This is a genomic window from Mesorhizobium sp. P3_A9, assembly GCF_056402975.1.
In genome coordinates this window covers 1-21,482 of the sequence record NZ_JBFUGJ010000073.1, presented here as the reverse complement: position 1 = coordinate 21,482, position 21,482 = coordinate 1, and the positions used below count along the sequence as shown (strand labels likewise).

Genomic DNA, 21,482 nt, shown 5'->3' with positions numbered 1-21,482 from the left:
ATGCTTATGGTTCTTCCTTCAARCTYGGCGGCGAGCAGCCGCGCTATTTCCGCATGCCGCGCGACGGCGGMGMYGARCASATMCTGCTCGACGGYGACCTGGAGGCGGAAGGCAAGGCCTATTTCCGGCTCGGCGGCGTCGATCATTCGGCAGATCATCGCAAGCTGTTGTGGGCCTTCGACGACAAGGGTTCCGAGTTCTACACGCTGCGCGTGCGCGACCTTGCCGACGGCAAGGAACTGGCGGACCAGATTCCCGCAACCGGCGGTTCGGGCGTGTGGGACGCGGGCAATGACGGGTTCTTCTATACGCGTCTCGACCCCAACCACCGGCCGTCGAAAGTGCTGTTCCACGCATTGGGCCAAGACCCTGAGAACGACCGCCTGATCTATGAGGAAACCGATCCCGGCTTCTTCATGAATGTCGACGGCACCCGCAACAACCGATGGATCATGATCGGCATCAACGATCACGAGACTTCGGAATATCGCCTGCTGAGCGCCAGCGACCCGTTTGCCGAACCCAGGCTGGTTTCGGCGCGCGAGACCGGCCTTCAATACGAGYTGGAGGAAGGCGGCGACATCTTCTTCATCCTGACCAATGCGGACGGCGCCAAGGACTTCAAGATCATGACGGCGCCGGCAAGCGACCCGGTCCGCGCCAACTGGAAGGAACTGGTGGCGCATGAGCCGGGCCGGCTGATCCTGTCGGTCATCGGCTTCAAGGACCATATGGTCCGGCTCGAACGCAAGGAGGGCCTGCCGCGCATCGTCGTGCGCGACCGCGCCAGCGGTGAAGAGCATCTTCTGTCTCTCGACGAGGAGGCTTTCTCGCTCGGCCTGTCGGGTTCCTATGAATACGACACCGAGATCATGCGCTTTTCCTACTCGTCGATGACGACCCCGGCCCAAGTGTTCGACTACAATATGCGCACCCGCGAGCGCGTGTTGCTCAAGACCCAGGAAGTGCCGTCCGGCCATGATGCGGACCATTATGTCACCAGGCGGCTGATGGCGCCCGCCGCCGATGGCGAGCTGGTGCCGATCTCGCTTCTGCACCATCGCGACACGCCGCTCGATGGATCGGCACCTTGCCTGCTCTATGGCTAYGGYTCCTACGGCATCACCGTGCCGGCGGCCTTCAACACCAACTGCCTGTCGCTGGTCGACCGCGGCTTYGTCTAYGCCATCGCCCAYGTCCGTGGCGGCAAGGACAAGGGCTACGGCTGGTACGATGACGGCAAGCGGGAGCACAAGATGAACACCTTCACGGATTTCATCGCCTGTGCGCGCCACCTCGTTTCCGAGCGCTATACCGCGCATGACCGCATGGTCGCGCAAGGCGGCTCGGCCGGCGGTATGCTGATGGGTGCSATCGCCAACATGGCGCCGGAGTGCTTCGGCGGCATCGTCGCCGAGGTTCCGTTCGTCGACGTGCTCACCACCATGCTCGACGMSACCCTGCCGCTGACRCCGCCGGAATGGCCGGAATGGGGCAACCCGATCGCGTCGGCCGACGACTACCGCACCATCGCCGCCTACTCGCCCTACGACAATGTCGCGGCCCTCGATTATCCGCCGATCCTGGCGCTCGSCGGYCTSACCGATCCGCGCGTCACCTATTGGGAGCCGGCCAAATGGGTGGCGCGGCTGCGCGACCGCAAGAGCGGCGACAATCCAGTGCTGTTCAAGATCAACATGGACTCCGGCCATGCCGGGGCGTCGGGCCGGTTTTCAAGGCTTGAGGAGATCGCCTATACTTACTCCTTCGCGCTGAAGGTGACGGGAAAGGCGCAGCTTGCCGAGGAAACTCTCCGATGATCGATCTGTCGACATTGATCGCCTACATCGCCGTCGTGCTCGGCTTTGTCTTTATTCCGGGTCCGGCCACGCTGTTGACGATCGCACGGGCAACGAGTTCGGGAACGAAGGTCGGGATCGCAACCGGTGCCGGGATCGCGGCCGGCGACATGTTTCACACGGTCATGGCGATGGTCGGCATCTCGGCGATCATCGCTACGTCGGCGACACTGTTCAGCATCGTAAAATACATCGGCGCGGCCTACCTGGTTTACCTCGGCATTCGCGCGATCATCGAGAAGACGCCGACCGATCCGACCGCCGGCGCGCTCGCGATCCCCGCCGGCAAGGCATTTCGACAGGCTGTCCTGACCGAGGTGCTCAACCCCAAGACCGCGCTTTTCTTCCTCGCATTCCTGCCTCAGTTCGTGCGGCCCGAAAACGGGTCGGCGATACTTCAACTGGCCGTGTTGGGAATTGTATTTGTCGCGCTGGGCCTTTTCAGCACGGTCATCTTTGCGTTATGCGCCGGTCGGCTCGGCAGTTTCCTGCGCCGAAATCCGACAGTGCTGAAATGGCAGGGCAAGGTGGTCGGCGGCATCTACTGCGCCCTGGGTGTCCGCCTGGCCCTGCAGCAACGCTGACAGCGGCCAGCGCGCATCATCCGGCAGGCATGATGATCATGACTTTTTGAATTCCAAGCCGCTCATTTCCACTCGCAATTGCGACGCTCGCGCGCTACCCAAAGCACGATTTTCCTGGGGCAACAAAGCCCACGCTCGCACAAAGGTCCATTATGCTGCTCGTCGACGTCTATCTCGACAAATCGCCCATCCAGGGTATCGGCGTCTTTGCCAAGAACCACATTGCCAAGGGCACGCTGGTCTGGAAGCTCGACCCTCGGTTCGACCGGATCATCGACGTCGAGACCTATGAAGGCGAGACCGGGCCGGTGAAGAACTATCTCGACCGCTATTCCTACCCCGACCGGCGCGATCCGGCCTTTATCGTCTTTGAAGCCGACGACGCCCGCTACATGAACCATGACGACGAGCCGAATTGCGATGTCTCGTCACCCGAGGAAACCTACGCCTTGCGCGACATCGCTCCGGGCGAGGAGATGACATGCAATTACAACCATTTCTTCGAGGCAGGCTTCGATTTCCTGGGCGACCGCCATCCGTAGTCGATAATTAGCCCGCCGGTTTCTTGCGTGCGGGATAACCGTTCGGGTGCGGCGGTACTGCCTTGAGATAGGCAGCAATCGCTGCCCGATCCTCTGGTGCCAGCTCAGCCATGTTGCGCTGCACGTCGACCATCGCGCCGCCAACGGAATCGAAATCAGGCGTGAAGCCGGTTTCGAGGTAGTTGGCGATATCGCCTGCGGACCAGCTGCCGATACCCCCCTCACCCGAAGTGACGTTCGGCACGACGCCCGAGCCTTCGGCGGCCACGGCACCCGCCAGCCATTCGCCCTTCTTCGTCCCACCCGCCAAATCCCGCGGCGTGTGGCATTCGCCGCAATGGCCCGGTCCTTCGACTAGGTAGCGGCCGGCCATCACCGGCTCAGGCGTGCCAACGGGCAAGGCAACAACAGGCTGGTGGCTGAGATAGAGCAGCTTCCACAGGCCGATGCCGCGACGGACGTTGAAAGGGAAACCGAGCGAATTGGCCGGCGCCTTGCCGGCGACGGCGGGCAGCGTCTTGAGGAAGGCATAAAGGTCGGCGATGTCCGACGGCTTCATGCGGGCGTAGGACGCGTAGGGAAAGGCCGGATAAAAATGCTCGCCGGACGGTGACACGCCCTTGAGCATGGCGTTGGCGAGATCCTCGACCGACCACGCACCGATGCCGTCCTTGGGATCTTGCGAAATGTTGGGCGGCACGAARGTGCCGAACGGCGTCTTGAGCTCGAGGCCGCCGACGAGCTGGAGCCGCGCATCACCCTGTGAGCCCGGCTTTGCGTGGCAGGAGGTGCAGCCGCCGRCATAGAAAATACGCTTGCCCCGGCTAGCATCGCCCGGCCCGAGTTGCGCCACGGCCGCCGCATCCAGTTTGACCGGTGCCGACAGAAACCAACCGGCAGCCGCGCCGACGCCGCCCAGAATAAGGGCCGCGCCGACGAGCTTTTTCAGCCATGCCATATCAGGCAATCAGCTCTTCTTGATCCTGTAGCCCTGGTGGCAGGTGCCGCAGTCCGAACCGATGGCGCCAACTTGCGCCTTCAGCGCGTCGACATCGGCGGGAGCCGCCGCGACCGCCGCTTTGACGTCGGCGAGATACTTGTCCTCGGCGGCCTTGAAGCCGGCCGTGTCTTCCCAGATTTTCGGGCCTGCCGTCGTGTCGCCGGTATCGCTGCCTTTCGGGAACAACGCGTCGACATCGAACTTCTCGGCGTTCGCCTGCAGCGCCTGCAACTGCGTCAGCACGGCAGCGGCATCAAAGGGCTCATCGCCCTTGGCCACTTTCGACAGGCCGCCGACGATCTTTCCGCGCTCCTTCATCAGAGCCTGYCGGTCGAGGATCGGATCGGCAAAGGCCGCCGAACCGGCGAAGGCGAGCATTGAGATGGCGATGACAAGCTTTCTCATTCATTTGGCTCCATGATGAAGGCATTTCAGGACAGGACGTTAACGGATGCGGTGGGCGAATTATTCCCTTTGCCCGGACGATTTTTGCCGGGCCTTCGCAGCCGCCGACATCGCTACAGAAAAAGAAAAGCCCCGGGATTGCCGGGGCCTTTCTGACGATCGATCACTTCGCCTTTTCGTACAGTTCCAGCACATGATCCCAGTTGATCAGGCTGTCGACGAAGGCCTCGAGATATTTCGGGCGAGCGTTGCGATAGTCGATGTAATAGGAGTGCTCCCAAACGTCGACGCCGAGGATCGGCGAGGCGCCATGAACGAGCGGGTTTTCGCCGTTCGGGGTCTTCGAGATCGCCAGTTTGCCGTCCTTGACCGAAACCCAGGCCCAGCCCGAACCGAACTGCGTCGTGCCGGCGGCGATGAAATCAGCCTTGAACTTGTCGTAGCCACCGAGGTCGCTGTCGACCGCCTTCTGCAGTGCGCCMGGMAGCTTGKTGCCGCCGCCGCCCTTYTTCATCCACTTCCAGAAATGGATGTGGTTGTAGTGCTGGGCKGCATTGTTGAAGAGGCCGGCATTCTTGCCGAAYGACTGCTTGACCACCTCTTCGACCGASAGATCGCCRAGGCCGGCTTCCGCGGCCAGCTTGTTGCCGTTGTCGACATAGGCCTTGTGGTGCTTGTCGTGGTGATACTCCAGCGTCTCTTTCGACATGTAGGGCTGCAAGGCCTCATAGTCGTAGGGCAGAGCGGGCAATTCAAAAGCCATGGGTAGTACTCCCTCGTGGAAAAATCCGGTGTGGATACCGGATTAAGATAGGTCTGGATTGAGCTGGAACAACTCCGGAAGTGAAGCGCCGGCACCCTTTCTAAGCGGGTTCTGGAAAACTGTCACACGGTTTTCCCGCGACGAACCGCGCAGCGACAAAAAGGCCAGGCTGGCGCATCAGCCAGCCGACGTCGAATGCGCCCAGTCCCAATAGAGCTCGCGCGCCTTCTTGGCCACCGGCCCGGGTTGCAAATCGCGATCCTCGATGCGCGTGATCGGCACCACCTTGGAGTGATTGCCGGTCGAGAAAATTTCGTCCGCTTCGAGGAAATCGCGCACCGACAGCGTCTTTTCCGTCGTCTTGAAACCGTACTCGCCCAGCAGCGTCATCGTGCGCGAGCGGGTGATGCCGGACAGGAAGGTGCCGTTCGGCGCCGGCGTCAGCACGTGGCCATCCTTGACCAGGAAGATGTTGGAGCTTCCGGTCTCGGCGACATTGCCCAGCATGTCCAGCACCAGCGCATTGTCGAAGCYGCGGATCTTGGCTTCAAGGATGGCGCGGCCATTGTTGGGGTAGAGGCAACCGGCCTTGGCATTGGTCGGCATGGTTTCGATGGTCGGACGCCGGAACGGCGACACGGTCACCGAAAACCCGGTCGGCGAGATCATCGGCGATTCGTAGAGGCAGAGGCAGAAACGGGTCGATGCGGGGTCAGCCGGCACACCCATATAGCCGCCATGCTCGGCCCAGTACATCGGCCTGATATAGACCGCCGTCTTGCCGTCGAATTTCTTCAATCCGTCCCAGGTCAGCCCGACGATCTGTTCTGGCGTCATGGTCGGCTTAAGGCCGAGCGCGATCGCCGAGGCATTCACCCGCCGGGCATGGAGATCGAGGTCGGGCGCCACGCCCTCGAACCAGCGCGCCCCGTCGAACACGCTGGTCCCGAGCCACATGGCGTGGCTGCGCGGCCCAAGGATGGCGACGTTGCCCTCGTACCAGTCGCCGTCGACGAAAGTCCATGTCGCGGATTGCGCCGTTGCCGCCAGTGTCATCGCGTTGTCCCGTTCCGATCAATCTTGTGTGACAACATTGGATGATGCTTTGGCCGCTGCCGTCAACGGGCATCGGGGAGTTTTGTTGAGGCCAGCGACAGGCGTGATGCAATCAAGGCTTGCACCTTGCCCCGCCTCGCCTCAAAACTGTCGCCATGCAATACGCTGCCTATGTKTTCGAYGCCTAYGGYACGCTGTTCGACGTGCATGCCGCCGTGCGCCGCCATGCCGACCGGATCGGGCCCGATGGCCAGCTGCTGTCCGAAATCTGGCGCGCCAAGCAGCTCGAATATTCCTGGGTGCGCACGCTGATGGGCGCCTATTCCGATTTCTGGCAGTTGAYCGAACAGGCGCTCGACTTCGCCTTGCGCAAGGTCCCTTCGGCCGATCCAAGCCTCAAGGCCAAGCTGCTGGAAGCCTACTGGCGGCTGGATTGCTACCCGGAAGTGCCGGCCGTGCTGAAGGCGCTCAAGGCCTCGGGAGCCAGGCTGGCGATCCTCTCCAACGGCTCGCCGGAAATGCTGGAAGCGGCGGTCAAGTCCGCTGCGCTCGACCAGGTCCTGGACGATATCTATTCGGTCGATGCGGTGCGGCGTTTCAAGACCGATCCGGCGGTCTACGACATGGTCGCCACCGGCTGGCGCCTCTATCCCGGCGCGGTGTCCTTCCAGTCCTCCAACCGCTGGGACATTGCGGGCGCCACCAAATTCGGCTTCCGCACGGTGTGGATCAACCGCTCCAACCAGCCCGAGGAATATCGGGACTTCCCGCCGGCACTGATCCTGCCAACCCTCGAAGCGTTGGTGCCTGGCACCTAGGCAACAAGCTGTGGCCCCAGCGCCACAGTGGCGGCGCAGTCACAGCTTCGCCTTTGTTTGTCCACGTTCGGGCCAGAATCGGAACCGCCTATCGCCTCAGGTGTTGTCAGGCACCCGTAACAGCGGTCGGCGTATTGACGCTTTGTTGCGATTTGAGTCTTAAAGAAGGCAATCATGTCCATAACCGAAATCGAATCCTACCGCCTGAGCCGTCGCGGCTTTCTGAACGCCGCAGCATTAGGCGCCGCCTCGATCGCGGTTTCCGCATGCGCCACTACAGGGCCGGGCCCGGTCGAGCCGCCGCCGCCAGCCTATGTTGAACCGCCTCTGCCCGACTACGCGACGATGTATGCGGCCGTCAGCGATGGCGGTTTCGACCTTCCGGCCATACCGTTCGAAAGAATCGATCCGCAGTACCTGCGCCAGATCGTGCCCGATCCGACGGGGCAGAAGCCTGGCACCATCGTCGTCGATACGACCGGACATCATCTCTATCTGGTGCGACCGGGCGGCCAGGCGATCCGCTATGGTGTCGGCCTCGGCCGCGCCGGCTTTGAATGGTCTGGCGATGCCGTCGTCCAGTGGAAGCAGAAGTGGCCGAAATGGACGCCGCCGGATGAAATGATCGCCCGGCAGCCGGAATTGAAGCCATACAGCGCCGACAATGGCGGCATGCCCGGCGGGCTGAAGAACCCGCTCGGTGCGCGCGCGCTCTATCTTTTCCAGGGCAACGTCGACACGCTCTACCGCTTGCACGGTTCGCCGGAATGGAAATCGATCGGCAAGTCGGTTTCGTCAGGCTGCGTTCGTTTCATGAACCAGGACATCATCGATCTCTATGATCGCGTGCCCCAGAAGACGCCGGTCATCGTGACCGCTGATATCGGCCAGGCAATGGCGGCGACGGCCAACCGCAAGGCTATCCCGATCGATTCYGGCGTGCCGGACGGATCGATCCTGCTCGGACCCGTCAAGGCGGTCACCAACGCGATCTTCTGAGTTGGCCATCTGCGGAGCTGCTTAGCGCCACGCGTCCAAGGGCACGCGCGGCGCTGTAGCAGCGGAGCCTTTAACTCTTTGTTTTGACGCAATTCCCCAGGGAAAGCGCTACGCGCTTTTCCCCCGAAACCGTCCACATTTCCTGGAATCGCTCTGGCTCTGGCCTACAATTCAGCGGCCCCGCGACAGGCTCCCCAGTATCCCGCGCACGATCGCGCGTCCGACCGACGAACCGACCGAGCGCACCACCGACTTGATTGCGGCCTCGGCCACCGTCTGGCGATTGGAGGGGCGCGGCGCCGGCGCGCGGCGGCCACCCGACTGCGACGGCGGATCGTCATTGCCAAAACCCGGAATGGTCCAGCGCGAGCCGCCAGTGCCGGCCTGCTGTGCCTGCGCTTCGGCGTCTTGCGCCTCCTTGGCCTTCTTCTGCAGCATCTCGAAGGCCGATTCGCGGTCGATGACCTCGTCGTACTGTCCGGTGACGGGGCTTTCCGCGATCAGCTTTTGCCGCTCGGCGGGAGTTATCGGCCCGAGCCGCGACGACGGCGGACGGATCAAGGTGCGTTGAACCATGGACGGAATGCCTTTGGCCTCCAGCGTCGAGACCAGCGCTTCGCCGGTGGCGAGCTGGGTGATGGCGACGGCGCAATCGAAATCGGGATTGGGACGGAACGTTTCCGCTGCCGTCCTCACCGCCTGCTGCTCACGCGGCGTATAGGCGCGCAGCGCGTGCTGGACGCGATTGCCGAGCTGGGCCAGAACCTTTTCAGGGATATCCAGAGGGTTCTGCGTGACGAAATAGACGCCGACACCTTTCGAGCGGATCAGGCGGACGACTTGTTCGACGCGGTCGATCAGCACTTTCGGCGCTTCGTCGAACAGAAGATGCGCCTCGTCGAAGAAGAACACCAGCTTCGGCTTGTCGGGATCGCCGACTTCCGGCAACACCTCGAAGAGTTCCGACATCAGCCACAACAGGAAGGTCGCGTAGAGCCGCGGGTTCATCATCAGCTTGTCGGCGGCAAGCACGCTGATCGCACCGCGCCCATCACGCGTGGTGCGCATGATGTCGGAAATCCGCAGTGCCGGCTCGCCGAAGAAATGCGCGGCACCTTGCTGCTCCAGCACCAGCAGCGTGCGCTGGATTGCTCCCACGGAAGGCTTGGTCACATTGCCGTAGCGCGAGCCGATCTCGTCGGCGCGCTGGGCGATGTTGGAGAGCAGCGCCTGAAGATCCTTCATGTCGAGCAGCAGCAGTCCTTCCTCGTCGGCCAGACGGAAGGCGATGTTCATGATGCCTTCCTGCGCCTCGGTGAGGTTCATCAGGCGCGACAATAGCAGCGGCCCCATTTCGGAGACGGTGGCGCGGATCGGATGCCCCTGCTCGCCGAACAGGTCCCAGAAGATGACCGGAAACTCCTGGAAATCATAGCGGTCGAGCTTGACCTGCGCGGCCCGCTTGACCAGGAAATCCTGCGCCGTGCCCATCATGGAAATGCCGGACAGGTCGCCCTTGATGTCGGCGCAGAACACCGGCACGCCGGCATTCGAAAAACCTTCGGCCAGGATCTGCAAGGTAACGGTCTTGCCGGTGCCGGTCGCACCGGTCACCAAGCCATGGCGATTCCCATATTGCAGCAACAGCTGCTCGGCGCGCTGATAGCTGTCGTCGGGCTTGCGGCTGGCGCCGATAAAAATACTGGTGTCGTCAGCCATATCCAGGGTCTCCGCAAACTGATGTGTCAAAAAGCCAGCCTTTGCCCGAAGGTATAGTGAGGCTGTTGCACAGCGACAAGCCGATCATCTAGATCGGGGCCGATCATCCAAAGCGGGCCAATCGTCCCAATCGGACCCATCGCCGAAATCGGATTTTTCGAACTTGCGGATTTCACTGGTGTTTGGCAATCGTCCATGGTTCGTCCATGCAAGCCGCCCTATATCTGGTGGATCGCATTCGGACCTCTACGTGCATTGCGATAACCGGTCGGGGACCGTAGACTGAAGCGCCCGGCTGGTGCGGCCACATAAACGAGGAAGATGGATGGGCGCCGGAGCCTTGACCAAGGATGTTGAACCCATGAACGCCGAGCGTCAGCGTTGGCTGGCCCTGGCGGAAAAGGCGTTGGCCGGCGCATCCTTCGAGGAAAAGCTGGTCTCGCACACCGACGACACCATCCGCATCGAGCCCCTCTACGATCGTGCTACCAGAACAGAGCCGATCGTGCGCGCAAATCCCCGATCGCCCTGGATTGTCAGCCAGCGCGTCGACGACCCCGATGTCGATCGCGCCAAGGCGCAGGTTCTGGATGATATCGCGCAGGGCGCGACGGGATTGTCGCTCGTCTTCGAAGGTGCTCCGAACGCATTCGGCTACGGTCTGCCGAGGACCGCACAGGCGCTGGAAACGGTGCTGGAGGGTGTGCCCCTCAACCGGATCCAGATTCGCATCGATACCCATCCGTGGAGCCGCCCCATGGCCGACTGGCTGGTGGCGTTCCTGAGCAAGCGCCGCTCCGATCCGGCAAAGCTCAACCTGTCGTTCGGCATCGATCCGGCGGCTATCCTGGCCGGTACCGGCCGGCTGCGCATGTCGATCGAGGCGCTGCAGGAATCGATGCCGCAATCGCTGGCGCATTTCTTCTCGATGGGCGTTCCCGGCGTGCTGCTGGAAGCGGACGGTCGCGTCTTCCACAATGCCGGCGCCACGGAAGCGCAGGAACTCGGCATCATGCTGGCTTCGGCGGTCTCGTATCTGAGAATGTTCGAGAAAGCGCGGCAGCCGCTCGTCTATGCGGCACCGCATATCGGCTTCGCGCTCAGCGTCGACCAGGACCAGTTCCTGTCGATGGCCAAGGTCCGGGCGCTGCGCAGACTGTGGGCACGGGTGCAGGAAGCCTGCTCGATCCCCAATTCCACGGCCAACATCCATGCCGAGACATCATTTCGCATGATGACGGCATTGGACCCCGAGACCAACATCCTGCGCACGACGATCGGCTGCTTCGCCGCGGCCGCGGGGGGAGCCGATTCGATCTCCATCCTGCCGCATACGATCGCGCATGGCCTGCCGGCGGCTTTTGCCCGCCGCGTCGCGCGCAACGCGCAGCTGATCATGGCCAATGAAAGCCATGTCGATCACGTCGCCGATCCCGCCTATGGATCCGGCGCGGTCGAAACGCTGACGGCAGACCTTTGCGAAGCTGCCTGGGCGGAGTTGCAAACGATCGAAGCCGAAGGGGGCGTATTGTTCAGCCTTCGGGACGGACACATCCAGAAGCGCGTTCGCGCTGCCGCCGCCCGTCGCGACGCCGCCTTCAAGTCCGGCGAGCGAGCCATCATCGGCACAACACTCTATCCGCAGAAGAGCGAGCGTCCGGTCGAGACGCTGGACGCGGAGCAGCGGCCTGCCTTCACCGAAGGTGTCGTCCTGTGCGAACCGCTGTTTCCGGCCCGCATCGACCAATCCATCGGGGCAGCCTCTTGATCCCGGATTTCAGTCAGATCGGCTGGGTGTCGCCGCGCCGCGCGCCGGTCGAGGTCAAGGGCCAGCGGACGACGCCGGAAGGGCTTGTCGTCAAGCATCTCTACAATCAGGGCGACCTCAAGGGCCTGCCGCATCTCGACACCTATCCAGGCCTGCCGCCCTTCGTGCGCGGCCCCTACCCGACCATGTATGTCCAGCAGCCCTGGACGATCCGGCAATATGCCGGTTTCTCCACGGCCGAAGAGTCCAACGCGTTTTACCGGCGCAATCTTGCCGCCGGTCAGAAAGGCTTGTCTGTCGCCTTCGATCTGGCCACGCATCGCGGCTATGACAGCGACCATCCGCGCGTTTCCGGCGATGTCGGCATGGCTGGTGTCGCCATCGATTCCATCCTCGACATGCGGCAGTTGTTCGACGGCATTCCACTCGGCGACATGACGGTGTCGATGACGATGAACGGGGCGGTGCTGCCGATCATGGCGCTCTACATCGTCGCGGCTGAGGAACAGGGCGTTGCACAGAAGGATCTGGCCGGGACCATTCAGAACGACATTCTGAAGGAGTTCATGGTCCGCAACACCTACATCTATCCGCCAAAGCCCTCGATGCGGATCGTTTCGGACATCTTCTCCTACACATCGAAGAATATGCCGAAATTCAACTCGATATCGATCTCCGGCTACCACATGCAGGAAGCCGGCGCGACCGCCGACCTGGAGCTTGCCTATACGATCGCCGACGGCATCGAATATGCCCGCGCCGGTGTCGCGGCGGGGCTCGATATCGACCGTTTCGCGCCACGCCTGTCGTTCTTCTGGGCGATCGGCATGAACTTCTTCATGGAAGTCGCCAAGCTCAGGGCCGCGCGCCTGCTGTGGGCGACACTGATGAAGAAGAATTTTGCGCCGAAGGACGAGCGCTCGCTGTCGCTGCGCACCCATTGCCAGACGTCCGGCTGGTCGCTGACGGCGCAGGACCCCTACAACAACATCATCCGCACCATGATCGAGGCGATGGCGGCCACGCAGGGCCACACCCAATCACTGCACACCAACTCTTTCGACGAAGCGATGGCGCTGCCGACCGACCATTCGGCGCGCATCGCCCGCAACACGCAGCTCATCCTGCAAAAGGAATCCGGCACCACGCGCATCATCGACCCGTGGGGCGGATCGGCCTATCTCGAACGGCTGACGCACGATCTGGCGGCACGCGCGCTTGCCCATATCGAGGAAGTCGAGGCTCTCGGTGGCATGGCCGCCGCGACCGAACAAGGCATTCCGAAGCTGCGCATCGAGGAGGCGGCGGCGCGCACGCAGGCACGCATCGATTCCGGCGAACAGATGCTGGTCGGCGTCAATGCGCATCGCCCCGAGAACGACATCAAGGTCGACGTGCTGAAGATCGACAATGCCGAGGTCCGGGCCCGGCAATTGTCGAAGCTGCAACGGCTGAAGGGCACACGCGAGGTCGCCGCGGTGGAGAGCGCACTCGATGCGCTGACCCGCGCCGCACAGGGCAATGAGAACCTGCTGGAATTCGCCATCCGCGCCGCGCGCGCCAATGCGACAGTCGGCGAGATTTCGTTTGCGCTCGAAAGAGCCTTTGGCCGCCACGTTGCGACGGTGCAGACCATTTCCGGCGTCTATCGCAAGGCGCTTGGCGACAATGCCGTGGTCGACGGGCTGCAGGACAAGCTTAGCGCCTTCGAGAAGAAAAACGGCGTCAAGCCGCGCATCCTCGTTGCCAAGATGGGACAGGATGGCCACGACCGTGGGCAGAAGGTGATCGCCACCGCCTTCGCCGATCTCGGCTTCGACGTCACCGTCGGCGCGATGTTCCAGACGCCGGAAGAGATCGCGAAACTGGCGGTCCAGCACGATGTCCATGTCATCGGCGCCTCGTCGCTGGCGGCGGGGCACCTGACGCTGATCCCCGAATTGCGCGACGCGCTTAAAAAGCTCGGCCGTGGCGACATGCTGATTGTGGCCGGCGGCGTCATCCCACCGCAGGATTATGAGGCGGTTCTGCAAGCCGGCGCGGCGGAAATCTTCCCGCCGGGAACGGTTATTCCGGARGCSGCGGACCGGCTGATGGATCGSCTGCTGTCGACCCAATAGGTCTGTTATAATCCTTGTTGCAACATGCCGCCAATCGAGTTATAATTGGCGTTGCAACAGGATAATCCGTCATGAACACGACCATTCGCAAGATCGGCAATTCCGAAGGTGTGATCCTGCCGAAGGAACTGCTTGAACGTCTGAATATGAAGACGGGTGATCAGCTTCAGATCGTCGAAACGGACAAGGGCATTGCCCTTGAGCCGGTGGACGACAGTTTCGAGCGGCAGATGGAAGCGGCCCGCAAGGTCATGGACAAGTACAAGGTCGCGCTTCAGAAGCTCGCAGAATGAGCTGGGAGTTTCTGTCGCGTCGCGCAGTCGAAGCGATGCATGCCGAGCAACTGCGCAGGCATGGCGGAGCACAGGGTTTGAGAGATGAGAACGCTCTTGAATCGGCGCTCGCCCGCGCGGAGAACAAGGCCAGCTATGAAGACCCTTCGGTTGAGGATCTCGCAGCCGCCTATGTCTTCGGCATTGCCAGGAATCATGCCTTTGTCGATGGCAACAAGCGGACTGCCATCGTTGCCGCCGGCGCATTTTTGATTGTGAACGGCCACGTCATCACAGCCGACAACGGCACGCTCTACGAATTCGTCATCGCCGTTGCATCAGGCGAGATAGACGAAGCAGGAGCGGCGGCGTTCTTCCGCGACCACGTCGTCAAGCTCGAAGACTAACTGTCCGAGAGCTTGACGATTTCCCATTCCTTGCCGTTGACCGTGACGACCTCGCCGACCTTCTTGCCGAACAGGGCTACGGCCATTGGCGAGACATGTGAAATGCTGCCCTTGGCCGGATCTGCCTCGTCCTCGCCGACGATCTTCCAATGCACCTTCTTGCTGTCATCGCCTTCCAGCGTGACCCCCATGCCGAAGCGTACGACATCGCTGTCGGGCTCCGGTACCGAAAGCTCGGCGTTTTCGCGCCTGGCCGTCCAGTAGCGCAGGTCGCGCGACACGACCGCGATGCGCTCGCGGTCGGCTTTCCTCTCGGCTTTCGCCAGGACATCGCGCAGATCGGCCAGATTGTCCTCGATCTGCGCCAGACCGCGCTCGGTCACCAGGTTGCGGTGCGTGCTGATCGGCCGTTCGCCGACGCCGGCGATGGCATTTTCGCTGTCTTCTTCGCGGGTGAAAGCTCTGCTCATTTCCTGAACCTAGGCCTCGAGTGGCTGCTCGACAAGCCATTGTCGATACGTCGCGAAGCGGAACAGGGCGTCTGGCACGATTCCTGCGGTGTCAGGGCTGACACTGCGCTGTCGGGGTTGAACACTGGGATTCTGTGCCGATGTTGAACAGGCGAACACTGCTGACCGGAACCGCCGGCTTTGCCGTCATGGGCCTTTCGCTCGGCAAGGCAATGGCCGCCAGCCTGGCCGGCATCGAAAAAGCCTTGATGCGCGGCTCGATCAACGCCACCGAGCTTGGCGTGCAGCCCGGCACTTTCGACGACCAGAGCAAGGCCTTCGCCAAGCTGCTGCGTGACGCGAACGAGCGCGACATACTGGTGTTCCTGCCGGCGGGCAGCTATGTGGTGTCCAACCTGTCGCTGCCCAGCCGCGTGCGTCTTTCCGGCGTGCCGGGGGCAACACGGATCGTCTATGGCGGCGACGGCCACCTCTTCATGACCGAACAGGCCGACCATATCGAACTGAGCGGGCTGGTCTTCGACGGTTCGAACCGTTCGATGGGCGACTATGCGCAAGGACTGCTCGATCTGCGCCGGGTCGCGCATCTCGTCGTCGACAATTGCCAGATAACCGGCAGCGGCAAGAACGGACTGGCCTTGGAACATGCGGCAGGCCGCATCGAACGCTCCGACATATCGGGCGCGGCGGACGCCGGCATCTATTCGGTCGAGGCGGCTGGACTGGCGATCACAGGCAATACCGTTTCGGACTGCGCCAATGGCGGCATCCTCGTACACCGCTGGCAGGCGGCGGAAGACGGCACCATGGTCACCGGCAACCGTGTCGAACGCATCGGCGCGCGCAGCGGCGGAACCGGCCAGAACGGCAATGGCATCAACGCCTTCCGCGCCGGCAATGTCATCATCTCGGGCAATGTCGTTTCGGACTGCGCTTTTTCGGCGATCCGCGCCAACAGTTCGAGCAATCTGCAGATTTCAGGCAACACCTGCTCGCGCTCGGGCGAAACCGCGGTCTATTCCGAATTCTCCTTCGAGGGTGCCGTCATCAGCAACAACATCGTCGATGGCGCGGCCAACGGCATCTCGATCGTCAACTTCAACGAAGGCGGCCGCATGGGTGTCTGCTCGGGCAACATCGTGCGCAATCTGTCGACCAGCGGCCCCTACMYCGCCGATSCGCCCGGCTTCGGCGTCGGCATYRSCGTCGARGCCGACACCATCGCGTCCAACAACGTCATCGAGAGCGCGCCGCTCTACGGCATGTCGATCGGCTGGGGGCCGTATCTGCGCAATGTGGTGGCCACGGGCAACATCATCCGCAAGGCAGGCACCGGCATTGTCGTCAGCGTGGTCGAGGGCGCCGGCACGGCCGTCATCTCCGACAACGTCATCGACGGCGCGTTGAACGGCGCCGTCATCGGCCAGCGCTGGGCCGAGCCGGTGACATCAGACCTCACCCAGTCAAGCAATAGCGGCTTTGCGCATCTGACGGTTGAGCGCAACCGTGTCAGCTGAGAGCAATTTTCAATTCAAGGCTGGCGTCGGCCTCAGCGCCCCGACCTTGGCGCCGATCCGGCTTTCGATCGGGGCGTTCGCCAGTTCGAGCAGCTTCACCGCCACGGCCTCGTCGGCACGCAACAGCCTGGCAAGGACGGCGGCCGCCATGGCCTCGCCGGCGCGGCCGGCACCATCATCGCATTTGATCGCTATGCCGAGGCCAAGTTCAGGTATCGCGCTGCAGTGGACACCTTCGGCACCGCCTTTTGCAAAGATCCGGCCAGGCGCTGCTTCCATCAAAGCGACATCGGCGCGGCCGGTGCCAGCGACGAAAAAGGGCTCTGCCATGCAGGCCGCAAACAGCCGCTTCGCCGCCTTGGCCCGTTCTGGACCAAAACCTGATGTCGTCGCCATACGGGCAAAGCCGAGCGCGAAACTCTTGAGCGGCACTGCATAGGTGGGGATCGAGCAGCCATCGGTCGCCCGCTCATCCGGGCCATGGACAGCGCCGGTAACTGCCTGCATGGCGTCGCGCACCATTTCCTGCAAGCCATGTCCGGCCTTGACGTAGCCACCGTGCTCAATGCCCGAGTGGACGCAGGTGCAGAGGAAGCCGGAGTGCTTGCCGGAGCAATTGTTGTGCAGCGCGTTGGGCGAACTGCCGGCGCGCGCGAGCGCGATCTCCGCGTCATGGTTTGAGGGCCAATGCGCGCCGCATTCGAGCGCCGAGCCGTCCAACCCTGCCCTGGCCAGCATGGACCGCGCCAGTTCGACATGCGCCGGCTCGCCGGAATGGGAGGCGCAGGCCAGCGCCAGTTCGCGGTTGCCGAAGCCATAGGCATCAGCAGCACCCGTTTCGACCAGCGGCAAGGCCTGGATCACCTTGACCGCCGAGCGCGGAAACACCGGCTTCGAGGTATCGCCGATCTCCAGGACCGGCTTGCCGTCGGCATCGAAGACCGCGACGGCACCCCGATGCACGCTCTCGACGATCGCGCCGCGCAGAACCTCGATCAGAACCGGATTTGTCATGTCACCTCCCGTAAATGCGGGCGGTTTACCTGATCCGGTCGAGAATGGAAACGTAGTTGGCGACCGCCGCGCCACCCATGTTGAAGATGCCGCCAAGCTTTGCGCCTGGCACCTGGATGCCGCCGGCTTCGCCGACGAGCTGCATGGCGGTCAAGACATGCATGGAGACACCAGTGGCGCCGATCGGGTGGCCCTTGGCCTTCAGCCCGCCGGAGGGATTGACCGGCAGGCGGCCGTCCTTGGCCGTCGTGCCGTCCAGCGCCAGTCTGGCGCCCTCGCCAGGCTTGGCCAGCCCCATCGCCTCGTACTCGATCAGTTCGGCGATGGTGAAGCAGTCATGTGTCTCGACAAAGGAGAGATCGTCGAGTGTTATGCCGGCGTTCTTCAGCGCCTTGCCCCAAGCCTGCTCGCAACCTTCGAAGGACAGGATGTCGCGCTTCGACATCGGCAGGAAATCCTGCACGTGCTCGTTGGCGCGGAAGGCGACGGCGCGACGCATCTTCAGCGCGGTTGCCGTATCGGCAAGGATAAGGGCGGCAGCACCATCCGAAACCAGCGAGCAGTCGGTGCGCTTCAAAGGCCCGGCAACGAAAGGGTTCTTCTCGCTCTCCTGCCGGCAGAACTCGTAACCAAAATCCTTGCGCATCTGTGCGTAGGGATTGTCGACGCCGTTCTTGTGGTTCTTGGCGGCGATCATGGCCAGCGCATCCGACTGGTCGCCATAGCGCTGGAAATAGGCCTGCGCGATCTTGCCGAAGACGCCGGCGAAACCGGCAGGCGTCTCGCCATCCTCCGGCAGATAGGACGCTTTCAGCAGGTTCTTGCCGATCTCCGGTCCCGGCGTCGTCGTCATCTGCTCGGCGCCGACCACCAGCACGATGCGGGCGGCATTGGCATCGATGGCGCGGATGCCTTGTCTGACCGCCGCCGATCCCGTGGCGCAAGCGTTCTCGACGCGCGTCGCCGGCTTGAAGCGCAGCCGGTCGTCGGCCTGAAGCACCAGGCTGGCGGTGAAATCCTGCGCCGAAAAGCCGGCGTTGAAATGGCCGAGCACGATCTCGTCGACCTCGTCCGGACCGATGCCGGCGTGGTCGAGCGCGTCCGTCGCGACCTTGACGATCAGGTTCTCGAGAGTCTCGCCTTCGAGCTTGCCGAAGCGCGAATGCGCCCAGCCAACGATGCATGCGGTCATGGCGGTCTCCATCCTTGGCGCCAGCCTAGCCTATGGGCTCATGGCGCAGTTCGCGTTATTGTTCAAATATAAACATTCTCGGCTAAGCCGTGAAGGGCCGGAAGCCGACAATCGTTTGGTACAGGTCGCGGCGGCGTCGATTTTTTGTTGATTGACCCGTCAATAAAAAATAATCTCCGCGCAAAAATCGGGAACGACATGCCAAAAGTCGGAATGGAGCCACTGCGCCGCAAGGCGCTCATCGACGCGACGATCTCGGCGATCGGCGAGCGCGGCTCGCTTGACGTAACCATGTCCGAGATCGCCGGCCGYGCCGGWGTGTCGTCKGCGCTWGCCCATCACTATTTCGGYGCCAAGGACGAGCTSYTGCTGGCGACRATGCGSCACATCCTGGCCGARCTGACCATCGACATGCGCCGCGCCCTGCAATCCGCCGCTTCCCCGCGAGAACGCGTTTCTGCCGTGGTTGCCGTCAACTTCTCCGAGATCCAGTTCCAACCGGAAACCATCGCCGCCTGGCTCGCATTCTATGTCGAGGCGCAGAAATCGTCCGCGCTGCGCCGGTTGCTCAGGGTCTATGCACGGAGGCTGCACTCGAACCTGATGAGCGGGCTGACCGGCATCCTGCCCAGGGCAGAGGCCGACCGCGCAGCCGAAGCGACGGCGGCGATGATCGACGGGCTCTACATCAGGCGTGCGCTGAAGGATGGCGTGCCCGACGCCGCGACCGCGATCGCGCTGGTCGAGGACTATCTCGAAACCAAACTCGGCGAGCGGCGCAAACAGTGACAATGAAGCGACCCAATTTCCTGATCGTCATGGTCGATCAGCTCAACGGGACTTTTTTTCCCGATGGGCCGGCGGCGTTTCTGCACGCACCGCATCTGAAAGCGTTGGCGGCGCGTTCGGCACGCTTTGCCAACAACTACACGGCCTCGCCGCTCTGCGCGCCGGGCCGCGCCTCGTTCATGAGCGGCCAGTTGCCATCGCGCACCGAGGTCTATGACAACGCCGCCGAATTCGCCTCGTCGATCCCGACCTTTGCTCACCATCTGCGCGCCGACGGCTATCACACCTGCCTGTCAGGCAAGATGCATTTCGTCGGACCCGACCAGTTGCATGGCTTCGAGGAACGGCTGACCACCGACATCTATCCCGCCGATTTCGGCTGGACGCCGGACTACCGCAAGCCCGGCGAGCGCATCGACTGGTGGTAYCACAATCTSGGTTCGGTGACCGGCGCCGGCGTCGCCGARAYMWCMAACCAGATGGAGTATGACGACGAGGTCGCCTTCCATGCGGTGCAGAAACTCTACGACTTCGCCCGCGTCTCCGACGATGCGTCACACCGGCCCTGGTGCCTGACCGTTTCCTTCACCCATCCGCACGATCCTTATGTGGCGCGGCGGCAATATTGGGATCTTTACGAGGACTGCCCGGCGCTCGAGCCTGAAGTGGGCTTCATTCCCTACGACCAACAGGATCCGCATTCGAAGCGGCTCTACAAGGCTTCCGACTACGACAGTTTCAACATCACAGCCGAGCAGGTCCGCCGTTCGCGGCGCGGCTACTTCGCCAACATCTCCTATCTCGACGACAAGGTCGGCAAGCTGCTGTCGGTGCTGGAACGCACGAGCATGCTCGACGACACGATTATCCTGTTCTGCTCGGATCACGGCGACATGCTCGGCGAGCGTGGCCTGTGGTTCAAGATGTGCTTCTTCGAGGGCTCGGCGCGGGTGCCGCTGATGATCGCCGGCAAGGGCGTACCAGCAGGGCTGATCGAGACGCCGGTCTCCAATCTCGACGTGACGCCGACACTTTGTGACCTCGCCGGCATCGACATGAGCGCGATCGCGCCATGGACCGATGGCCAGTCGCTGCTGCCGCTGCTGGACGGCAAAAACCGCACCGCACCGGTGCTGATGGAATATGCCGCCGAAGGTTCCAACGCGCCTTTGGTCGCGATCCGCGATGGCCGCTACAAGTTCATCCATTGCGAGATCGATCCGTCACAACTCTATGATACCGAATCCGACCCACATGAGTTGAGCAATCTTGCAGCCGATCCGGCGCATGCCGGTCTGGTGGCGGCTTTCCTGGAAAAGGTCCGGGCGCGCTGGAACATGGGGGCTTTTGACGCCGCCGTGCGCGCCAGCCAGGCGCGGCGCTGGGTGGTCTATCCCGCCCTGCGCAACGGCACGCACTACCCCTGGGAGTTCCAGCCGCTGCAGAAGGCGTCGGAACGCTACATGCGCAACCACATGGATCTCAACGTGCTCGAAGAGCAGAAACGGTTTCCGCGAGGCGAATGATGACAAACCTTCTCGTTCCTTCGCTGGCCCATCTCAAACAGGCCTATGCCGTCACCTCCAGGGCGACGCAGATCACGCCGCTGCTGGAGTCGGCGGCACTTGCCCGCGAGACCGGGGCTGCCCGCGTCTTCATCAAGCCGGAATCGCTGCAATGGGCCGGGTCTTTCAAGGTGCGCGGTGCCTATTGGCGGCTGAAGCAGCTGTCGGCTAACGAAGCGAAAAAGGGCGTCGTCGCCTATTCCTCCGGCAATTTCGCGCAAGGGCTGGCCGCCGCCGGCCAGGCGCTGGGCATTCCGGTCACCATCGTCATGCCGATCGACGCGCCTGCCGCCAAGCGCGATGCCACCGCAGGCTATGGCGCGCGCGTCGTGCTGACCGACCATGGCGAGCGCGCGCGTGAAGAGGTCGCCGCCGCCAAGGCGCGCGAGATCGCCGAGACCGAGGGACTGGCCTTGCTGCACCCCTTCGACGATCCGGAGATCGTCGCCGGCCAGGCCGGCGCCGGCCTCGAAGCGCTCGACCAGCTTGCGGCCAAGGATGCCAGCGCCGACCTGTTGTTCTGCTCGGTCGGCGGTGGTGGACTGATCGGCGGCGTTTCGCTCGCCTTCCACTATCTGTCGCCAACGACCGAGATCATCGGCGTCGAGCCGGAAGGTTTCAAT

At 62.8% G+C, this 21,482-nt stretch carries 21 protein-coding genes; 13 read left to right on the top strand and 8 right to left on the bottom strand.

What is annotated here, in order from left to right; genetic code table 11:
* From AC1DX0_RS13235 to AC1DX0_RS13225, 3 genes are all read left to right on the top strand, one after another.
* Positions 1–1,820 (top strand): S9 family peptidase (locus AC1DX0_RS13235; RefSeq protein ID WP_477355649.1); only part of this gene is annotated, 1,820 nt, incomplete at its 5' end.
* Positions 1,817–2,443 (top strand): LysE family translocator, encoded by a 627-nt coding sequence (locus AC1DX0_RS13230; protein ID WP_477219535.1) that lies wholly within the window; start codon positions 1,817–1,819, stop codon positions 2,441–2,443. The genes AC1DX0_RS13235 and AC1DX0_RS13230, both read left to right, overlap by 4 nt.
* 152 nt (positions 2,444–2,595) lie before the next feature.
* The gene (locus AC1DX0_RS13225; RefSeq protein WP_477219536.1) at positions 2,596–2,985 is read left to right on the top strand and encodes an SET domain-containing protein; all 390 of its coding nucleotides are present in this window, start codon (positions 2,596–2,598) and stop codon (positions 2,983–2,985) included.
* A 7-nt stretch (positions 2,986–2,992) separates the two neighbouring features.
* Here AC1DX0_RS13225 and AC1DX0_RS13220 read toward each other — a convergent pair whose 3' ends face one another.
* From AC1DX0_RS13220 to AC1DX0_RS13205, 4 genes are all read right to left on the bottom strand, one after another.
* A complete protein-coding gene (locus AC1DX0_RS13220; protein WP_477355652.1) occupies positions 2,993–3,943 on the bottom strand; it encodes a cytochrome c in 951 nt (316 codons plus the stop codon).
* Between the two features lie 9 nt (positions 3,944–3,952).
* Positions 3,953–4,390 carry a cytochrome c gene (locus AC1DX0_RS13215; RefSeq protein WP_027041587.1) on the bottom strand — a complete coding sequence of 146 codons (438 nt, stop codon included), beginning with the start codon at positions 4,388–4,390 and terminating at the stop codon, positions 3,953–3,955.
* A gap of 163 nt (positions 4,391–4,553) precedes the next feature.
* Positions 4,554–5,153, bottom strand: coding sequence for a superoxide dismutase (locus AC1DX0_RS13210; RefSeq protein ID WP_477355646.1), 600 nt, complete (start codon positions 5,151–5,153; stop codon positions 4,554–4,556).
* 177 nt (positions 5,154–5,330) lie between these two features.
* Positions 5,331–6,209: a branched-chain amino acid aminotransferase gene (locus tag AC1DX0_RS13205; RefSeq protein WP_477355643.1), complete on the bottom strand. Its 879-nt coding sequence runs from the start codon at positions 6,207–6,209 to the stop codon at positions 5,331–5,333.
* Positions 6,210–6,364: 155 nt separating this feature from the next.
* Here AC1DX0_RS13205 and AC1DX0_RS13200 point away from each other — a divergent pair, with 155 nt between their 5' ends.
* On the top strand, positions 6,365–7,027 hold the full coding sequence (locus tag AC1DX0_RS13200; protein ID WP_477355640.1) for a haloacid dehalogenase type II: 663 nt from the start codon (positions 6,365–6,367) through the stop codon (positions 7,025–7,027).
* A gap of 174 nt (positions 7,028–7,201) precedes the next feature.
* The gene (locus AC1DX0_RS13195; RefSeq protein WP_477219539.1) at positions 7,202–8,026 is read left to right on the top strand and encodes a L,D-transpeptidase; all 825 of its coding nucleotides are present in this window, start codon (positions 7,202–7,204) and stop codon (positions 8,024–8,026) included.
* Positions 8,027–8,197: 171 nt separating this feature from the next.
* Here the strand turns inward: AC1DX0_RS13195 and AC1DX0_RS13190 are convergent, their stop codons facing one another.
* Positions 8,198–9,745: a helicase HerA-like C-terminal domain-containing protein gene (locus AC1DX0_RS13190; protein ID WP_477219540.1), complete on the bottom strand. Its 1,548-nt coding sequence runs from the start codon at positions 9,743–9,745 to the stop codon at positions 8,198–8,200.
* Positions 9,746–10,070: 325 nt separating this feature from the next.
* Here AC1DX0_RS13190 and AC1DX0_RS13185 point away from each other — a divergent pair, with 325 nt between their 5' ends.
* The 4 genes from AC1DX0_RS13185 to AC1DX0_RS13170 all read left to right on the top strand — a co-directional run bounded on the left by AC1DX0_RS13185 (position 10,071) and on the right by AC1DX0_RS13170 (position 14,312).
* Positions 10,071–11,513: a methylmalonyl-CoA mutase subunit beta gene (locus AC1DX0_RS13185; RefSeq protein ID WP_477219541.1), complete on the top strand. Its 1,443-nt coding sequence runs from the start codon at positions 10,071–10,073 to the stop codon at positions 11,511–11,513.
* A complete protein-coding gene (gene scpA, locus AC1DX0_RS13180) occupies positions 11,510–13,633 on the top strand; it encodes a methylmalonyl-CoA mutase (protein ID WP_477219542.1) in 2,124 nt (707 codons plus the stop codon). The genes AC1DX0_RS13185 and scpA overlap by 4 nt, the downstream gene beginning before the upstream one ends.
* A 71-nt stretch (positions 13,634–13,704) precedes the next feature.
* Positions 13,705–13,926: an AbrB/MazE/SpoVT family DNA-binding domain-containing protein gene (locus AC1DX0_RS13175; RefSeq protein WP_140742344.1), complete on the top strand. Its 222-nt coding sequence runs from the start codon at positions 13,705–13,707 to the stop codon at positions 13,924–13,926.
* Entirely contained in the window at positions 13,923–14,312 is a 390-nt protein-coding gene (locus AC1DX0_RS13170; RefSeq protein ID WP_477219543.1) for a type II toxin-antitoxin system death-on-curing family toxin, read from the top strand. Before AC1DX0_RS13175 ends, AC1DX0_RS13170 begins: the two co-directional genes overlap by 4 nt.
* On the opposite strand, the gene greA is transcribed toward AC1DX0_RS13170, so the two are convergent.
* Positions 14,309–14,782, bottom strand: a complete 474-nt coding sequence (gene greA, locus AC1DX0_RS13165) for a transcription elongation factor GreA (protein WP_477219544.1) — start codon at positions 14,780–14,782, stop codon at positions 14,309–14,311. The genes AC1DX0_RS13170 and greA overlap by 4 nt on opposite strands.
* A 140-nt stretch (positions 14,783–14,922) precedes the next feature.
* On the opposite strand from greA, the gene AC1DX0_RS13160 reads away from it, so the two are divergent.
* Positions 14,923–16,299 (top strand): TIGR03808 family TAT-translocated repetitive protein, encoded by a 1,377-nt coding sequence (locus AC1DX0_RS13160; protein WP_477355638.1) that lies wholly within the window; start codon positions 14,923–14,925, stop codon positions 16,297–16,299.
* 9 nt (positions 16,300–16,308) lie between these two features.
* Here AC1DX0_RS13160 and AC1DX0_RS13155 read toward each other — a convergent pair whose 3' ends face one another.
* Together AC1DX0_RS13155 and AC1DX0_RS13150 are read right to left on the bottom strand one after the other, a co-directional pair.
* Complete coding sequence (locus AC1DX0_RS13155) at positions 16,309–17,313, bottom strand: asparaginase (RefSeq protein ID WP_477219546.1); 1,005 nt, start codon at positions 17,311–17,313, stop codon at positions 16,309–16,311.
* A gap of 25 nt (positions 17,314–17,338) precedes the next feature.
* Positions 17,339–18,505, bottom strand: coding sequence for an acetyl-CoA acetyltransferase (locus AC1DX0_RS13150; RefSeq protein ID WP_477219547.1), 1,167 nt, complete (start codon positions 18,503–18,505; stop codon positions 17,339–17,341).
* Between the two features lie 198 nt (positions 18,506–18,703).
* Between AC1DX0_RS13150 and betI the strand changes: the two genes are divergently transcribed.
* The 3 genes from betI to AC1DX0_RS13135 all read left to right on the top strand — a co-directional run.
* Positions 18,704–19,294 (top strand): choline-binding transcriptional repressor BetI, encoded by a 591-nt coding sequence (gene betI, locus AC1DX0_RS13145; protein ID WP_477219548.1) that lies wholly within the window; start codon positions 18,704–18,706, stop codon positions 19,292–19,294.
* A gap of 2 nt (positions 19,295–19,296) precedes the next feature.
* Complete coding sequence (betC, locus tag AC1DX0_RS13140) at positions 19,297–20,820, top strand: choline-sulfatase (RefSeq protein WP_477355635.1); 1,524 nt, start codon at positions 19,297–19,299, stop codon at positions 20,818–20,820.
* Positions 20,820–21,482 (top strand): pyridoxal-phosphate dependent enzyme (locus tag AC1DX0_RS13135; RefSeq protein WP_477355632.1); only part of this gene is annotated, 663 nt, incomplete at its 3' end. The genes betC and AC1DX0_RS13135, both read left to right, overlap by 1 nt.